We start from the raw sequence: 15,566 nt of genomic DNA, 5'->3' as shown, positions 1-15,566 counted from the left end.
CAGGTGCATTTGTAGAGCCTGAACATGGCCAGCGAATCCAAATTCTCTATCAGTCTGCCCGACGATCTGCGCAGCGAAGTAGACGATTATGCGACGCTGACAAGACGCTCGCGCGCCTTCATCATCAAGGAAGCAGTGGCGGCTTACGTGGGCGACCAGCAGGCCTATCTCGCCAGCGTCCGCGAGGCCGAACGCGAGGCCGATGAAGGCAATTTTGTGCCGGGCGAAACCGTGGCGGATTGGCTCGCATCATGGGGCACGGACAGTGAGTTGCCAGCCCCCGAAGCCGGTGCCCCCCAGACATGACGCTACGCATCCTTCCCCGTGCCGTCCGCTATCTCGCCGAACTCCGCACCACTATTGCCGCTGACGATCCCGAGATGGCGCAGAAGGTCGGCGAACGCATTATCAAGGCGCTGCGGCTGATCGAGGAACGGCCCGACATCGGCCGCCCGACTGCCGGTCGTGAATCGGTCCGCGAATGCGCCGTGCCCGACCTGCCCTATTTCATTCCGTACCGCATCAAGGACGGCAACATCGAAGTGCTTCGCGTCTATCACACGCGGCGCAACCGCCCACCGCAGTGGCCGACCACCCTGTGATCCCCACGCATACGCCTTACGACGGCACCTCAAAACCTTTCGCCATCGGACTGAAGCAGGCCGAGCCGCGCGACTGGATCGAGCTGGACAGCCACCTTGAGGCCTACCTCTCGGAAAAGAACCGGCTCTACGCGACGATCCCCGACAAGGTCTTCGTCGCCGAGCCGGATACGCGCGCGGCACAGCAGGAAGTGCTCGACCTCCTGGTCGCGCATCTGATCGAGCGCTATCCCGAGACCTATCGCCTGGAGGGCGGGCGCTGCATCATCGGCGGCACTGACAGAGTGGTCGACGTCGCCAACGCGGGTGACAACCCTCTGATCGCTGCCTCGAAGCTCGTCCAGGAAGACCTGATCCTGATGCGTCAGGGCGAAAATGGCTGGCGGCTCACCGCCGGTTCGCTGTGCTTTCCCTCGTCATGGCGGCTCACCGAGAAATTCGGCAAGGCGATCCACGACATCCACGGCCCGGTACCGGGCTTCGGACCAGGGACCCGCATGGCCGAACTGATCGCACGCATGTTCGACAAGCTCGCGGTGCTGGTCGAGCGTTTCAACTGGTCGATCCAGGCCGATGGCTCGCTCTACCATCCGCTCTCCGACCGGCAGCGCCTGGCCCGTTCGGTCGAAGCGGATTCGACCTTTCCCGGTGCCGACGTCGCTGCCCACGCCTTCATCCGCGTCGAGCGGCAGACCCTAAGGAAGCTGCCTGTTACAGGCGATATCCTGTTCACCATACGCATCTATCTCGACCCGCTGGCGGTGCTCGCGCGCAACCCGGACCGGGCGCAACTCGCCGCCTCCTTCGCCGAGCAATTGTTGGCTCTCGACCACGACCAGCTCGACTACAAGGGCCTTGCCGCCGACCGCGACAGGCTGGTCGGATTCCTCAACGGCATCGCCTCTGCCGGCTAAGAATAGCGGCATAACGTCCGCTTCCTACAGGATATGGGAAGCCGGATTCGCTTTATTGTGACAAGCATGTATGGTTTAGCCGTTGAAGCCGGGTCAATTGGGGCCCGGCTCTTTTAGTGTGAGAAGGAGTGCCATAAAAAATGGCGAATGAAAAATGGCCTGTTTACGGTGAGATTACTGGTCCTGTTGTGATGATCGGCTTTGGCTCGATCGGTCGCGGAACTCTCCCCCTCATTGAACGCCATTTCAAGTTCGACAAGTCGCGCATGGTGATCATCGATCCCAGCGACGAGAACCGTAAACTCGCGGATGAGCGCGGCATCAAATTCATCCAGGAGGCGGTAACCAAGGACAATTACAAGGAGCTTCTGACGCCCCTGCTGACCAATGGCGGCGGCCAGGGCTTCTGCGTCAACCTGTCGGTCGACACCGGCTCGGTGGAGCTCATGCATCTGTGCCGCAAGCTCGGCACGCTCTATGTCGACACCGTCATCGAGCCATGGCTCGGCTTCTATTTCAACAGCGATGCCGGCAATGACGAGCGCACCAACTATGCGCTGCGCGAAACGCTTCTGGCCGAACGGCGCAAGCATCCCGGCGGCACCACCGCCGTTTCGACCTGCGGCGCCAATCCGGGCATGGTCTCGTGGTTCGTCAAGCAGGCGCTGGTCAACCTTTCAAGGGATCTCGGCCTCGAATTCGAGGAGCCCGCGACCAGCGACCGTGAGGGTTGGGCCGCGCTGATGAAGAAGGCCGGCGTCAAGGGCATCCACATCGCCGAGCGTGACACCCAGCGCACCAAGAACCCCAAGCCGATGAACGTGTTCTGGAACACATGGTCGGTCGAAGGCTTCATCTCCGAAGGCCTGCAGCCGGCCGAACTTGGCTGGGGCACGCACGAGAACTGGAAGCCCAAGAACGCCAAGAAGTTCAAGCATGGCAACAAGGCGGCGATCTATCTGGAACAGCCAGGCGCCAACACGCGCGTCCGCACCTGGTGCCCGACCCCTGGCCCGCAATACGGCTTCCTTGTCACCCACAATGAGGCGATCTCGATCTCCGACTTCTTCACCGTGCGCTCGAAGAAGGGCAAGGTGACCTACCGTCCGACCTGCCATTACGCCTACCATCCATGCAACGACGCGGTGCTGTCGCTGCACGAGATGTTCGGCGCGGCCGGCAAGGCGCAGCCCGTTCATCACGTGCTCGATGAAACCGAGCTGGTCGATGGTTCCGACGAGCTCGGCGTGCTGCTTTATGGCCACGACAAGAACGCCTACTGGTACGGCTCGCAGCTGACGCTCGAACAGGCGCGCAAGCTCGCGCCCTACCAGAACGCGACCGGCTTGCAGGTGACCTCGGCGGTGCTCGCCGGCATGGTCTGGGCACTCGAGAACCCGGAAGCCGGCATCGTCGAAGCCGACGAGGTCGACTACAAGCGCTGCCTTGAAGTGCAAAAGCAGTATCTCGGACCGGTCAAGGGCCACTACACCGACTGGACGCCTCTCGACGGCCGCCCCGGCCTGTTCGAGGAGGACCTCGACAAGGACGACCCCTGGCAGTTCCGCAACATCCTGGTGCGCTGAGCAACAGAAGGCTGAAAAGAAAAGGGCGCCGTTTGGCGCCCTTTTTGTTTGAAGGATTGAAGGCTGCGATTACTTGCGAAGCTCGGCCTCGATATCGTCGAGCGCCTTGTCCTTGCCGATGCCGGTCAGGAAGGCGAGCCCCTTGATCACCGGAACCGTCACCGACGCCGAGATCGGCGTCGTCGAAACGACCAGATCGACACTGTCGGCGAGGCTCGGTACTTCGGTTGCCTTGCACTGCATGGCGTTGAAGGTCAGCCCACGTGCCTTCATGGCTTCGGTGACTGCCGCGTTGACGGCCGTCGAGGTGGCGACGCCGGTGCCGCAGGCAAAGAGAACGGTCTTCTGTTTGGCCATCTGATATGTCCCTTCCTGTGGCTAGCCGATCACCGCGGCGATGTCTTCGATCGTCTTGGCGTTTCTGAGGCTGGCAAGTGCCGCCTCGCTCTGGATCGTATCCATGATCTCCTGAAGCATATCTATCTGCTTGTCCTTGTCATTGATGGCAAGGAGAAACACGAAGCCCACCGGAACAGCCTCGTCGGGGTCTTCCATGTTGGCAAAGTTGACCGGCTGTTCGAGCACGGCAAGCGCGATGCCCGGCTTCAGCACATGTTCCGGATCGGTGTGCGGGATCGCGACATTCAAGGCATAGCCGAGTGGCAGGCCGGTCGGCATCGTCGCCTCGCGCTTGACCACTGCGTCCGCGTAGGAACCCTTGACGTAGCCAAGCGCCTCTAGCTTGCCGGCAAGCAGGCGAATGACAGCTTCGTTGTCTTGTGCCTCAACCCCCAGGGCGATGGCTTGGGGGTCGAGAAAATTCATCAGGGCTCGCGCCATTCACATGCTCCAGTATCCGAAACCGGCGGCACGTGCCGCCGGTTCGGGTTTTCGATATCAGGCGCTGGCCGATGCCTTGGCGCGGATGGCAGGGGCTGCCTCCTCGGCTTCATCCTCGGCACCTGCCGCGCGCTCCCAGGCCGCGCTGTTGCGACGGTAGAGGACAAACAGCAGGGCGATCACAGCGGCGAGCAGTACCAAGCCAGCAATGGCGAGGCCCTGGATCGCTTCGATGATCACGTAAGGGATCCACAGGAAGCCGTCGACCACCGAAGTGATCTGCACCGCATTGGCCGGCATCTCGAAGCCGGACGAGACGGCGGCGCTGGTGAACAGCGGCGCCAGTGCGTTGGCGACGTAGAAGCCGAGCGCCAGCGTGACCGTGCCGACGATCACCATGCGGAAGACGTTGCCCTTGAGCAGCGGCGCCGTCATCGCAACGATGAACGGAATGACGGCAAGGTCGGCGAACAGGATGACACGGTTGCCGGGCAGGATGATCGACAGCACGATGGCGATCGGCACCAGGATCAGCGACGACGAGATCGCGGCCGGATGGCCGATCAGGATCGCCGAGTCGAGGCCGACGAGCAACTCGCGGTCGCCGGTGCGCTTGCGGACAAACTCCTGGGCGGCGTCGGACACCGGCAGCAGGCCCTCCATCAAGACCTTGACCATGCGCGGCAGCAGCAGCATCACGGCGGCCAGCGTCATGCCGGTGGTCAGCACCTTGGACAGTACAGTGCCGAAATCACCGGCGTTGTAGTAGGCGATCAGGCCAAGCACGAGGCCGATGATCAGGCCGAGCACGACAGGTTCGCCGAAGACGCCGAAGCGCTTTTCGATGGTTTCGGTCGAGATGTTGATCTTGTTGATGCCGGGAATGCGGTCCATCACCCAGTTCAGCACGATGGCGATCGGCAGGATCTGCGCCGACGCCAGATGCGGCACCGACACGCCGGGAATGCCGTAGAACTGCTGCACGGCGCGTGCCGACCAGTCGGCGAACAGCAAAGCAAGGGCTGCGACCAGTGCCGCGACCGCCAGGCCGTAGCCCAGGCTGCCGGTGGCGGCAGTGGCCAGCGAGCCGACGAAGGCGAAGTGCCAGAAGTTCCAGACGTCGACGTTGAGCGTGCGCGTCAGGCGCAGCAGGAGCAGCGCGATGTTGACGGCGATGCCGATCGGAATGACCCAAAGGCCAACGGACGAGCCGAAGGCGATTGCCGCGGCCGAAGGCCAACCGACATCGACGATGTCGCGCTGGATGCCGGTGTTGGTGACGATCGCCTTGGCGACGTCGCCGATCGACCCGAGCATCAGCCCGAGCACAAGATTGATGCCGATGAAAGCGACGCCGATGGTGACGGCGGCGCGAAACGCCCTGCCCACCTTGGCGCCGAGAACCACAGCGATGATGAAAATGACGACGGGCAGCAGAACTGTTGCCCCAAGCGTATCCACGGCCGATTTAAGGCCGGTCAAAAACGCGTCCATGTAAGCCTCCCCAAAGACGTCAAGCCATTCCCGGCGCATCCCTCGCCGAGAACATTTGTGTTTAACAATGTACGAAAGTTGCATCGATTGCGCAGCCTGTCAATCGGCCTCACCGGTCTCGTTAAGGTATTGCGGCGATCGAATGGACTATCGCGACCACCTGTTTACAATCGTCTGATCGACGATGCCGGCGCGCAAAGCCTTGCCTTCAAAGCCAAATCGGGCGATTGAAGGCTGCGGACTGAGGAGAGGATTCTTTCATGACGACTTCGCGCAAAATTGCTTCGGCCGGAGTGCTTGCCTTGCTTGCGGCCGCCATTGCCGGCTGCTCGACCAGCGGCGGCGGATCTTCGGGCGGTGGCGTGAGGCCCGCCCCCTCGGGTGTCGAGGGTGCATGGCTCGACGCCAAGGGCACCGGACTTTCGACCTTTGCCGGCGGCTCGTTCCAGACGGTGGCGACCGACACAGGCCAGAAGCTTTCCGACGGCACCTACATCCTGACCGGCGCCAATTCGGTGCAGATCAACGGCACCTCGCTGATCCGCCAGTCGCCGATCAGCTTCAACTGCCTGCTGATCTCGGCCAACCAGCTGAACTGCACCAGCTCCGCTGGCCAGCAATTCACCCTCACCAGGCGCACGGCCTGACCTAATTCGGTGCCCGCTCCGGCGGGCACATCGGCTTGGTGACGTTACCGGCGGGATCGCCGGTATCCGCGCTGGCGAAGCCGCCTCCGGCCGACAAGTAAGACGGCTACAAACTGCCGATTCTCCCTTGCATCCGAAAATTCGGAATGTGAACATGGCGCCAAGGAATGTGTAACATTCCGGTCAAGCGAAGACGCTAAACGTCTCGTCGGGGTCATTCGGGAGATTTCATCATGAAGAGATTGGCTGCCATTGCGGCTTTGTCGGCTTCGGCATTCGGCTATTCCGCCGTGCCGTCATTCGCCGACTACACGTTGACCATCATGCATATCAATGACTGGCACAGCCGCATTGAGAGCAACAACAAGTTTGAATCGACCTGTTCCGCCGAAGAAGAAGGCAAGGGCGAGTGCATCGGCGGTGCCGCGCGCCTGGTCACCGCGATTGCCGAACAGCGCAAGAAGCTCGAAGGCCAGAACGTTCTGCTGCTCAACGGCGGCGACAACTTCCAGGGCTCGCTGTTCTACACCACCTACAAGGGCGCGGTCGAAGCCGAGTTCCTCAACCAGATGAAGTTCGATGCCATGACCGTGGGCAACCACGAGTTCGACGATGGCGAGGACGCACTGGTGCCGTTCCTGGAGAAGATCCAGTTCCCGGTGCTGTCGGCCAACGTCCACCCCAATGCCCAGTCCAAGGTCGGCGACCGCATCAAGCCGTCGCTGGTGATCGAGGTCGGCGGGCAGAAAGTCGGCATCGTCGGCGCCGTCACCAATGACACGCCCGAAGTCGCCTCGCCCGGCCCCAACATCGCCATCGAAGACGACATCAAGACGATCACCGCCGAAGTCGAGAAGCTGAAGGCCGAGGGCGTCAACAAGATCATCGCGCTGACCCATGTCGGCTACCCCCGCGACAAGGAGCTGATCGCCAAGATCCCAGGCGTCGACGTGGTCGTCGGCGGCCACTCGCATTCGCTTTTGTCGAACACCGACGCCAAGGCCGAAGGGCCCTACCCGACGATGATCGACAACCCCGACGGCTACAAGGTTCCGGTCACCCAGGCCGCGTCCTACTCGAAATATCTCGGCGAGTTCACCGTGACCTTCGACGACAACGGCGTCGTCAAGGAAGCCAAGGGCGACCCGATCTATCTCGACAATTCGATCAAGCCCGACGAGGCCGTGCTCGCCCGCATCAAGGAACTCGGCGCGCCTATCGAGGAGCTGAAGAACAAGGAAGTCGCCGAGACCACCGCGATGATCGACGGCAGCCGCGAGAGCTGCCGGGCGCGCGAATGCGAGATGGGCAATTTGATCTCCGACGCCATCCTCGACCGGGTCAAGGACCAGGGCGTAACCATCGTCTTCCAGAACGGCGGCGGCATCCGCGCCTCGATCGACCAGGGCGTGGTCACCATGGGCGAAGTGCTGACGGTGCTGCCGTTCCAGAACACGCTCGCCACCTTCCAGCTTTCCGGCAAGGACATCGTCGCCTCGCTTGAAGCAGGCGTCAGCGAGATCGAGGAAGGCAAAGGCAAGTTCCCGCAGGTCGCCGGCCTGAAGTACTCCTTCGACAAGTCGGTCGCCGCCAATGCCGGCCGCGTCAAGTCGGTCGAGGTGATGGACGGCGGCGCGTGGAAGCCGATCGACGAAGCCAAGGTCTACACGGTTGCGACCAACAACTACGTCCGCCAGGGCGGCGACGGCTACAAGCTGTTCGCCTCGAACGCCACCAACGCCTACGACTACGGTCCGAGCCTCGAACAGGTCGTCGCCGACTATCTCGCCAAGAACCGGCCGTTCACGCCCAAGCTCGACGGCCGCATCACCGAGATCGCCGCGACCGTAGCTGCGGCACCTGCCCCGGCCGAGCCGGCAAAGCCGGCCGATGCTGCCCCTGCACCAGCTGAAGCTGCCAAGCCCGCCGAAGCAGCACCGGCAACGCCGGCGCTGCCGAGTGCCTCGGGCGAGATCGCCGCCACGCCGCCGGCCGTAGAGCCGGCCAAGCCTGCCGAAGCGGCGGCACCCGCAGCGGCTGAACCGGCGGCAACGCCGGCTGCAGGCGGCAAGTCGCACACCATCGCCCGTGGCGACACCTTCTGGGATCTCGCCAAGACCTATCTTGGTGACGCCACCAAGTGGCAGGCCATCGCCGCGGCGAACCCGGATGCCAAGGCCGAGGACCTGACCATCGGCGGAACGCTTTCGATCCCGTCGGCAAACTGATAGGGCTAACCTGCTCTCGACAAGCCCGCCCGGCCAACCGGGCGGGCTTTTGCGTTCCGAGCAAGGGAATAGGGCATTAGGGCAGTCAGGCAATAAGATATTGAGGTAGCCCTACTCCCTTTCTGCCCTATTGCCCTATTCCCTTGCAGGGTGCGGCCAGACGCGACATTGAACATCGGCGCCTTTCAATTAGGTATCCCGCGTAACGGAGACACCGAATGAACCTGACCACCACAATCGACGAAAAATCGGCCAAGGCGCTCGGCCCATTCCCCAACGGTCACCCCGCAGTGCGCAAGGGCAAGGTTGGCGCTCTCCTGGTCAATCTCGGCACGCCCGACGGCACCGACAAGAAGTCGATGTGGCGTTATCTCCGCGAATTCCTGTCCGACCCGCGCGTCATCGAACTGCCGCGCATCGTCTGGTATCCGATCCTCTACGGCATCGTGCTCAACACCCGGCCGAAGAAGTCAGGCGCAAACTACAAGAAGATCTGGAACACCGAGCGCGATGAGTCGCCGCTGCGCACCTACACCCGCGCCCAGGGCGAGAAGCTTGCCGAAGCGTTGCGCGACCTGCCGGACGTGGTCGTCGACTGGGCCATGCGCTATGGCAATCCCTCGACCGAAAGCGTGACCCAGAAGCTGATCGCCCAGGGCTGCGACCGCATCGTTTTGTTTCCGCTCTACCCGCAATATTCGGCAACGACGACCGCAACCGCCAACGACCAGCTGTTCCGCGCGCTGATGAAGCTGCGCGCCCAGCCATCGATCCGTAGCGTGCCGGCCTATTACGACGAGCCGGTCTACATCGAAGCGCTGGCCCGCTCGATCGAACAGCACCTGGCCAAGCTCGACTTCGAGCCGGAGGTGATCCTCGCCTCCTATCACGGCATCCCAAAACCCTATTTCGAGAAGGGCGACCCCTACCACTGCCATTGCGTGAAGACGACGCGACTGCTGCGCGAGCGGCTTGGCATGAGCGACAAGAAGCTGATGACCACCTTCCAGTCGCGCTTTGGCGCCCAGGAATGGCTGCAGCCCTACACCGACAAGACGGTGGAGAGGCTGGCCAAGGAAGGCGTGAAATCGATCGCCATCGTCAATCCGGGTTTTTCGTCCGACTGCATCGAGACGCTGGAGGAGATCGCCGGCGAAAATGCCGAGATCTTCCACCATGCCGGCGGCAAGAGCTTCTCCCACATTCCCTGCCTCAACGACAGTCCGGAAGGCATGGCGGTGATCGAGGCCATCACCCGTCGCGAACTGATGGGCTGGGTCTAGCCGCCGCTGGCGGAACCTCCACCGGCGCGCGGCGTTGAACGCGGGCCAGGAGACCCGCCCGACAATGACCCGCAAGCTCGACCTCAGGACCGGACGGCCCGTCTGGTACGCCTATCGCGCGCCGTCCGTCCCGGCCGGCAAGCTCACGCGCGACATCAAGACCGACGTCGCCATCATCGGCATGGGCATCAGCGGCGCCATGATGGCCGAGGCACTGACCGAAGCAGGCCATTCGGTCGTCTGCATCGACCGGCGCGGACCGCTGCTGGGCTCGACCTCGGCCACGACAGCCCTTGTCCAGTTCGAGATCGACCAGCCGCTATCGCTGCTGTCGCGCCAGATCGGCAAGCAAAAGGCCGAGCGGGCGTGGCGTCGGTCGCGGCTTGCGGTGATGAACATCAAGGCGCGCATCGACGAACTCGGCATCCGCTGCAATACCCAGACGAAACAGTCGCTCTATCTCGCCGGCGACGCGCTCGACGCCGCCGCATTGCGCGCCGAGGCCGAAGCGCGGCGCCTTGCCGGCATCCACGCGACCTATCTGGCGCCATCGGCGCTGCGCGAAAAATTCGGCATGGAGCGCGACGGCGCCATCCTCAGCCACGACAACCTGGCGCTCGACCCGCGGAAGCTGACCGCCGGGCTGTTCCGCAAGGCACGCGAACGCAAGGCACGCTTCTACGCTCCGGTTGAGGCGACCGCCGTCAAGTCCAGCCGCAACGAGGTGGTGGTGGCGACGGCTGACGGCCCGACGATCACGGCCAGCCATGTCGTCTTGGCCACCGGCTATGAGCTGGTCGCCGATCTCGTGCCCGCGAGCGGCCACAAGATCATCTCGACCTGGGCGATCGCCACGCGGCCGCAGAAGCAAAAGCTGTGGCCGGACGAAGCCTTCATCTGGGAGGCATCCGACCCTTATCTCTATATGCGGGCCACCGCCGACGGCCGGGTGATCTGCGGCGGAGAGGACGAGGATTTCATCGACGAGGCGCGGCGAGACGCGCTGATCGCCGGAAAATCGGATCGCATTTCGCAGAAACTGAAGCGGCTCTTGCCCCAGCTCGACACGACACCCGAATTCGCCTGGGCCGGCTCGTTCGGCACCACGGCCACCGGCCTGCCCTTTATCGGCAAGCTGCCTCGCCATCCCCGCATCCACGCGGTGATGGGTTATGGCGGCAACGGCATCACCTATTCGCGCATCGCCGCCGAGATCGTCAGCGCGGCCATTTCGGGCGGCATCGATTGTGACGCAGACCTGTTTGGCTTTCGCCGTTGAGAACGTCCGACAATCCACCTCCTCACGATTGTAACGGCTCCCAAAGACCCTTAAGTCTTCATCATCGAGCGGTGCGGTGACTTGCGCCACCGCGTTCAATTTTGGGGGATAGCCGAATGAACTTCAGCGGATTTGACATTGTCATCCCGGTACTTGTCGTTCTCGTGCTTTTGGTGCTGTTCGCAGGCATCAAGACAATCCCGCAGGGCTTCAACTACACCGTCGAGCGTTTCGGCCGCTATACCAGGACACTGACGCCCGGCCTCAACCTGATCATCCCCTTCATCGACCGCGTCGGCGCCAAGATGAACATGATGGAGCAGGTGCTGGACGTGCCGACGCAAGAGATCATCACCAAGGACAACGCGATGGTCGCCGTCGACGGAGTCGCCTTCTATCAGGTGCTGAACGCACCGCAGGCCGCCTACCAGGTCGCCGGGCTGCAAAACGCCATCCTCAACCTGACCATGACCAACATCCGCACCGTGATGGGCTCCATGGATCTCGACGAATTGCTGTCCAATCGCGACGCCATCAACGAGCGCCTGCTGCGCGTCGTCGACGAAGCGGCCCACCCCTGGGGCATCAAGATCACCCGCGTCGAGATCAAGGATATCAACCCGCCGGCGAACCTCATCGAGTCGATGGGCCGACAGATGATGGCGGAACGCAACAAGCGCGCCCAGATTCTCGAAGCCGAAGGCATGAAGCAGGCGCAGGTGCTGGAAGCCGAGGGCCGCAAGGAAGCCGCCTTCCGCGACGCCGAGGCCCGCGAGCGCGCCGCCGAGGCCGAAGCCCGCGCCACCCAGGTGGTGTCCGAGGCCATCGCCAAGGGCGACGTCCAGGCGATCAACTACTTCGTCGCCCAGAAATACACCGAGGCGCTGGCCAAGATCGGTTCCGCCAGCAACAGCAAGGTCGTGCTGATGCCGATGGAAGCCTCGGCGCTGATCGGTACGCTTGGCGGCATCGGCGAGATCGCCAAGGAAGTGTTCCGCGACGGCGGCACGTCAGGCGCGCAGCGCCAGGCTTCGCGCACGCCGAAGATTCCGCCCGAGCAAGGGTGATCTGGCAGCCGAGCGAGAGGTGAATTGAGGAACTGCACATGATCGCAAGCATCGTTGCCGAACTCGGTCCCTGGAACTGGATGCTGCTCGGCTTCATCCTGTTGTGCCTGGAGATCTTCGCGCCCGGCGTCTTTCTGCTGTGGATCGGCATCGCCGCCCTGATCGTCGGCTCGGCCTCTCTGTTGCTCTGGGACGTCGCGGTCTGGACCTGGCAGGTGCAGGTACTCATCTTCCTCGTCCTCGCGCTCGCCTCCGCCTATGTCGGCAAGAAGATCGTCCGCGACCGCGAAACGGCGTCTGATCAGCCTCTGCTCAACCGCCGCGGCGCCCAGATGATCGGCCGCACGGCAACGCTGTCCGAGCCTATCAAGGAAGGCCGTGGCCGCATCAAGCTCGGCGATACGACATGGCGCGTCTCAGGTCCTGACCTGCCCGCAGGCGCGCAGGTGCGTGTCATAGGCGCGGCGGATGCTGATCTCGAGCTGGTGGTAGAGCCGGCCTGAGGCGAGCAGCCCCGGTAGTTCGCCGGCAACTCACCACTTCGCGCATCGCGCCTTGCCTTGACCAGGCAGCCTCGCTCAATTATTAGACTAAATAATCTAGTAATAAAAGAGAGCGCTGATGCGCAAGGTCGACCCTGAAAAATTCGAGGCGCGCAAGCAGCAGATCCTGGCTGCGGCGATCACTTGTTTCACCAGGAAGGGCTTTCATGGCACCTCGACCGCGGAAATCTGCGCCGAAGCGGGGATGAGCCCCGGCAATCTCTTCCACTACTATCCGACCAAGCAGGCGATCATCGCGGCGATCGTCGAGCAGGACCGCCGCGAGACGGCGGCTTATTTCGCGCAGATCGACCAGAGCCGGGACCTGTTCGACGAGATTCTCAAATTCATGGACATCGTGCTCGAACTGGCCGCCGATCCCGCCTATTCGAGCCTTGCCCTCGAAATCTCCGCCGAGGCGATGCGCGACAAGGAGATCGCCGCGCTGGTTTCTGCCTACGATGCCGAAATGCAGGCATCGCTCAGCGTGATGCTGCGCGACGCTGCCTCGCGCGGGCAGATCGATGCCACGCTCGATCCTGTCGAAACCGCCCGCTGGGTCGCGGCGCTGATTGACGGAATATTCGGCCGCATTGCTGTCGACCCCGGCTTCCATCCGCTCGAACAACAGGCAAATTTGCACCTGCTCCTGACCCGCTTTCTCCGGCCGGGAGCAAAAGGGGCCGGCAAGGCAGCCCGGGAACAGACCGTCAAAGCCTGAAGCAGCAATCCCAAAAAGCGAAACCGAAGGAAGCTGCGTTCAGCAGTTGAGCAGTCATGAACACCTTGCGCCTTGCCCGAACGCGTGGACCGTTTGCCGGTCTGCAATTGGCCAGCATCGTCTTCAATCTCGGCAACGCGATCACCGCGATCGTCTACCCCTGGCTTGTCTATGACCTCACCGGCAGCGCCAGCTGGATGGGTGTCATCGCCTTCATGACGCTGACCCCGGCAATCGTCGGCAGTGCCTTTGGCGGGCTCATCGCCGAGCGTTTGGGCATCCGCCGCACGGCTATACTCGCCGCCTGTCTAGGTACCGTTGCCGCCGTCATGGCTGCCTTGCTCTACAGCCTGGACACGCTGACGATCGGCCTGCTGGTGGCGCTTGCATTATGCGGCGCCATCTTGGACGGCCCCGGCGGCGTGGCGATCGAGGCCCGCGTTCCTGAGATCGCGCGGCTGGCTCGGATGCCGCTGCTGCGCGCCAACGCCATCGACGATCTCGTGGACAGTGGCGCAGCCATTGTGGGGCCGGCGATCGCCGCCGTTCTGGTGGCGGTCGTCGACACGTCGACCTTGCTGTGGATCATCGCCGCCATCAACGCAGCGGCCGCGGCTCTGGTGATGCTGAGCCTGCCGCAATTCCGCCTGCGGCAGGCGTCATCCGCTGCCACGGCCGAGTTCACTGCTGCCTTGCGCATCATCTTCGGATCGGTACGGCTGCGAACGGCACTGCTGCTGGCGAGCCTCGGCACGGGTACCTTCGTGGCGATCGAGGCGGTAGCCCTGCCCGCGATTTTGCGCACCGAGGGTCAGCCTGCTTCGGCGCTGGGGATTTATCTCACCGCCGCCGCGGCGGGTGCGATTGCAATCAACCTTGCCTTGGCCGCAATCGGCCGGAGCCCGAGTCTTCGCAACGTCTTCGTCGCAGCCTTTGTCGGCTTGGCCGCAGGCGTCATCCTGCTTGCCATCGACCGCTCGATGCCCATGCTCATTGCCTCGGGTGCGGTGCTGGGCATTGCCGCCGGCCCGCTTTCGCCTGTTTTCACCACGCTGCTGCAGACGAGTGCGCCAAAAAGCCTGCGCGCGCATGTGATCGGCGCGTCGATAAGCCTGATCCTGATGGCAGCGCCGGTCGCCGTGCTGGTCGTCGGCACGGCCCTCGACATGTTTGGCGCAGCGCCCGTGCTCATCTCATGCGCCGCGGTGCTCGCGGCCTGCGCGGTCATTGCCGCGCTCGCGCTGGGGCGAGACGAACCAACCGGCACGACGGAACTGTAAACCGACGCCGGCAGGTCAGGCAGCGCCGACCCTGAGCAGGTCGTGGAAGTGGATGATGCCGACAGGCTTGTCGCCTTCGACCACGGGGATGGCGCTGATGTTGTGCTCGTTGAGCATCGCCGTCGCCGTGCCGGCCAGCATCTGTGGCGGCACCGTCTTGGGCTGCCGGGTCATGATGTCTTCGACATTCGTCTCGGCGAGATTTCGGTCGAGATTGCGGGCCAGGTCGCCATCGGTGATGATCCCGGCCAGCCTGCCCTGCTCGTCGACGACGCAAACGCAACCGAAACGCTTCTTGGAGAGCGTCCGCGCCGCTTCCGGCATCTTGGTACCGATCAACACGATCGGCATTTCGTCGCCCTTGTGCATCAGGTCGCCGACCGGCATCAGGCTCGCGCCGAGCTGGCCGCCGGGATGGAAGGTGCGGAAGTGATCGGCGGTGAAGCCGCGTGCCTCGAGCAGTGCCACCGCCAGCGCGTCGCCGACGACAAGCTGAAGCAGCGTCGAGGTGGTCGGCGCAAGACCGTGCGGACAGGCTTCCGGCGCACGCGGCAACGACAGGACGACATCGGCCTGGCGCGCCAAGGCTGAGGAATCGCCGGCGGTAAGCGCAATCAGCGGGATCGAAAACCGCCTGGAATAAGCAACAATGCCCTTGAGCTCGGCTGTTTCACCCGACCAGGAGAGCGCGACGATCGCGTCTTCCTTGGTGATCATGCCGAGATCGCCGTGGATGGCTTCCGAGGGGTGGACGAAATAGGCCGGCGTTCCGGTCGAGGCGAAGGTTGCCGCCAGCTTGGAGCCGATATGCCCGCTCTTGCCGACGCCGGTGATGATCGCCCGGCCGCTGAGCTGGCCCAGGATCGAGACGGCCTTGGCGAATGGCTCGGCGAGCGGGCCTTCAAGCGCTGCGACAAGCGCGGCGATACCGGCCTGCTCGATGGTGACGGTGCGGAGCGCGGAGGCGATCGACGCCTGCCCGTCCGGCTCTTTTTTCAACGATCCAGCGTGCATGGCGATGCGTTAGCGCGTCGGACGGCGGCTGTCCATGATTATCCGCCCAAAACGGGGCTCCCGCAGGCC

At 63.3% G+C, this 15,566-nt stretch carries 16 protein-coding genes; 12 read left to right on the top strand and 4 right to left on the bottom strand.

Annotated features, from left to right (window positions below):
- Positions 1-24 precede the first annotated feature (24 nt).
- The 4 genes from J1C56_RS24480 to J1C56_RS24470 all read left to right on the top strand — a co-directional run bounded on the left by J1C56_RS24480 (position 25) and on the right by J1C56_RS24470 (position 3,102).
- Positions 25-306: a CopG family ribbon-helix-helix protein gene (locus tag J1C56_RS24480; RefSeq protein WP_214392612.1), complete on the top strand. Its 282-nt coding sequence runs from the start codon at positions 25-27 to the stop codon at positions 304-306.
- Positions 303-602: a type II toxin-antitoxin system RelE/ParE family toxin gene (locus J1C56_RS33065; protein ID WP_246591894.1), complete on the top strand. Its 300-nt coding sequence runs from the start codon at positions 303-305 to the stop codon at positions 600-602. Before J1C56_RS24480 ends, J1C56_RS33065 begins: the two co-directional genes overlap by 4 nt.
- Positions 584-1,516, top strand: coding sequence for a heme-dependent oxidative N-demethylase family protein (locus J1C56_RS24475; protein ID WP_338001501.1), 933 nt, complete (start codon positions 584-586; stop codon positions 1,514-1,516). Before J1C56_RS33065 ends, J1C56_RS24475 begins: the two co-directional genes overlap by 19 nt.
- A gap of 140 nt (positions 1,517-1,656) precedes the next feature.
- A complete protein-coding gene (locus J1C56_RS24470) occupies positions 1,657-3,102 on the top strand; it encodes a homospermidine synthase (protein ID WP_214392610.1) in 1,446 nt (481 codons plus the stop codon).
- A gap of 69 nt (positions 3,103-3,171) precedes the next feature.
- On the opposite strand, the gene J1C56_RS24465 is transcribed toward J1C56_RS24470, so the two are convergent.
- The 3 genes from J1C56_RS24465 to J1C56_RS24455 are packed head-to-tail and all read right to left on the bottom strand — an operon-like array spanning position 3,172 to position 5,436.
- Complete coding sequence (locus J1C56_RS24465; protein ID WP_214392609.1) at positions 3,172-3,459, bottom strand: PTS sugar transporter subunit IIB; 288 nt, start codon at positions 3,457-3,459, stop codon at positions 3,172-3,174.
- 21 nt (positions 3,460-3,480) lie between these two features.
- A complete protein-coding gene (locus tag J1C56_RS24460) occupies positions 3,481-3,942 on the bottom strand; it encodes a PTS sugar transporter subunit IIA (RefSeq protein WP_214392608.1) in 462 nt (153 codons plus the stop codon).
- A 57-nt stretch (positions 3,943-3,999) separates the two neighbouring features.
- On the bottom strand, positions 4,000-5,436 hold the full coding sequence (locus J1C56_RS24455) for a PTS galactitol transporter subunit IIC (RefSeq protein ID WP_214392607.1): 1,437 nt from the start codon (positions 5,434-5,436) through the stop codon (positions 4,000-4,002).
- A 260-nt stretch (positions 5,437-5,696) separates the two neighbouring features.
- Between J1C56_RS24455 and omp10 the strand changes: the two genes are divergently transcribed.
- From omp10 to J1C56_RS24415, 8 genes are all read left to right on the top strand, one after another.
- On the top strand, positions 5,697-6,083 hold the full coding sequence (gene omp10, locus J1C56_RS24450) for an outer membrane lipoprotein Omp10 (RefSeq protein ID WP_214392606.1): 387 nt from the start codon (positions 5,697-5,699) through the stop codon (positions 6,081-6,083).
- A gap of 233 nt (positions 6,084-6,316) precedes the next feature.
- Entirely contained in the window at positions 6,317-8,311 is a 1,995-nt protein-coding gene (locus J1C56_RS24445; RefSeq protein WP_214392605.1) for a 5'-nucleotidase C-terminal domain-containing protein, read from the top strand.
- Between the two features lie 218 nt (positions 8,312-8,529).
- Positions 8,530-9,594, top strand: a complete 1,065-nt coding sequence (gene hemH, locus J1C56_RS24440; RefSeq protein WP_214392604.1) for a ferrochelatase — start codon at positions 8,530-8,532, stop codon at positions 9,592-9,594.
- A gap of 64 nt (positions 9,595-9,658) precedes the next feature.
- Positions 9,659-10,873: an NAD(P)/FAD-dependent oxidoreductase gene (locus tag J1C56_RS24435; RefSeq protein ID WP_214392603.1), complete on the top strand. Its 1,215-nt coding sequence runs from the start codon at positions 9,659-9,661 to the stop codon at positions 10,871-10,873.
- 116 nt (positions 10,874-10,989) lie between these two features.
- On the top strand, positions 10,990-11,940 hold the full coding sequence (locus J1C56_RS24430; RefSeq protein WP_214392602.1) for an SPFH domain-containing protein: 951 nt from the start codon (positions 10,990-10,992) through the stop codon (positions 11,938-11,940).
- A 38-nt stretch (positions 11,941-11,978) separates the two neighbouring features.
- Positions 11,979-12,443 carry an NfeD family protein gene (locus tag J1C56_RS24425; RefSeq protein WP_214392601.1) on the top strand — a complete coding sequence of 155 codons (465 nt, stop codon included), beginning with the start codon at positions 11,979-11,981 and terminating at the stop codon, positions 12,441-12,443.
- 118 nt (positions 12,444-12,561) lie between these two features.
- On the top strand, positions 12,562-13,203 hold the full coding sequence (locus tag J1C56_RS24420; protein ID WP_214392600.1) for a TetR/AcrR family transcriptional regulator: 642 nt from the start codon (positions 12,562-12,564) through the stop codon (positions 13,201-13,203).
- A gap of 56 nt (positions 13,204-13,259) precedes the next feature.
- Positions 13,260-14,483, top strand: a complete 1,224-nt coding sequence (locus J1C56_RS24415; RefSeq protein WP_214392599.1) for an MFS transporter — start codon at positions 13,260-13,262, stop codon at positions 14,481-14,483.
- A gap of 15 nt (positions 14,484-14,498) precedes the next feature.
- On the opposite strand, the gene J1C56_RS24410 is transcribed toward J1C56_RS24415, so the two are convergent.
- A complete protein-coding gene (locus J1C56_RS24410) occupies positions 14,499-15,497 on the bottom strand; it encodes a KpsF/GutQ family sugar-phosphate isomerase (protein WP_214392598.1) in 999 nt (332 codons plus the stop codon).
- Positions 15,498-15,566 lie beyond the last annotated feature (69 nt).

The organism is Aminobacter anthyllidis, assembly GCF_018555685.1.
Taxonomy (GTDB): Bacteria; Pseudomonadota; Alphaproteobacteria; order Rhizobiales; family Rhizobiaceae; genus Aminobacter; species Aminobacter anthyllidis.
Note: the sequence above shows the minus strand (reverse complement) of the source record. Positions and strands in the feature narration are given on the sequence as shown.

What these genes read in the sequence shown, in the direction of transcription:
- J1C56_RS24480 (WP_214392612.1), top strand. Translation starts at nt 25, where the DNA reads ATGGCCAGCGAATCCAAATTCTCTATCAGTCTGCCCGACGATCTGCGC.
- J1C56_RS33065 (WP_246591894.1), top strand. Translation starts at nt 303, where the DNA reads ATGACGCTACGCATCCTTCCCCGTGCCGTCCGCTATCTCGCCGAACTC.
- J1C56_RS24470 (WP_214392610.1), top strand. Translation starts at nt 1,657, where the DNA reads ATGGCGAATGAAAAATGGCCTGTTTACGGTGAGATTACTGGTCCTGTT.
- J1C56_RS24465 (WP_214392609.1), bottom strand. Translation starts at nt 3,459, where the DNA reads ATGGCCAAACAGAAGACCGTTCTCTTTGCCTGCGGCACCGGCGTCGCC.
- J1C56_RS24460 (WP_214392608.1), bottom strand. Translation starts at nt 3,942, where the DNA reads ATGGCGCGAGCCCTGATGAATTTTCTCGACCCCCAAGCCATCGCCCTG.
- J1C56_RS24455 (WP_214392607.1), bottom strand. Translation starts at nt 5,436, where the DNA reads ATGGACGCGTTTTTGACCGGCCTTAAATCGGCCGTGGATACGCTTGGG.
- omp10 (WP_214392606.1), top strand. Translation starts at nt 5,697, where the DNA reads ATGACGACTTCGCGCAAAATTGCTTCGGCCGGAGTGCTTGCCTTGCTT.
- J1C56_RS24445 (WP_214392605.1), top strand. Translation starts at nt 6,317, where the DNA reads ATGAAGAGATTGGCTGCCATTGCGGCTTTGTCGGCTTCGGCATTCGGC.
- hemH (WP_214392604.1), top strand. Translation starts at nt 8,530, where the DNA reads ATGAACCTGACCACCACAATCGACGAAAAATCGGCCAAGGCGCTCGGC.
- J1C56_RS24435 (WP_214392603.1), top strand. Translation starts at nt 9,659, where the DNA reads ATGACCCGCAAGCTCGACCTCAGGACCGGACGGCCCGTCTGGTACGCC.
- J1C56_RS24430 (WP_214392602.1), top strand. Translation starts at nt 10,990, where the DNA reads ATGAACTTCAGCGGATTTGACATTGTCATCCCGGTACTTGTCGTTCTC.
- J1C56_RS24425 (WP_214392601.1), top strand. Translation starts at nt 11,979, where the DNA reads ATGATCGCAAGCATCGTTGCCGAACTCGGTCCCTGGAACTGGATGCTG.
- J1C56_RS24420 (WP_214392600.1), top strand. Translation starts at nt 12,562, where the DNA reads ATGCGCAAGGTCGACCCTGAAAAATTCGAGGCGCGCAAGCAGCAGATC.
- J1C56_RS24415 (WP_214392599.1), top strand. Translation starts at nt 13,260, where the DNA reads ATGAACACCTTGCGCCTTGCCCGAACGCGTGGACCGTTTGCCGGTCTG.
- J1C56_RS24410 (WP_214392598.1), bottom strand. Translation starts at nt 15,497, where the DNA reads ATGCACGCTGGATCGTTGAAAAAAGAGCCGGACGGGCAGGCGTCGATC.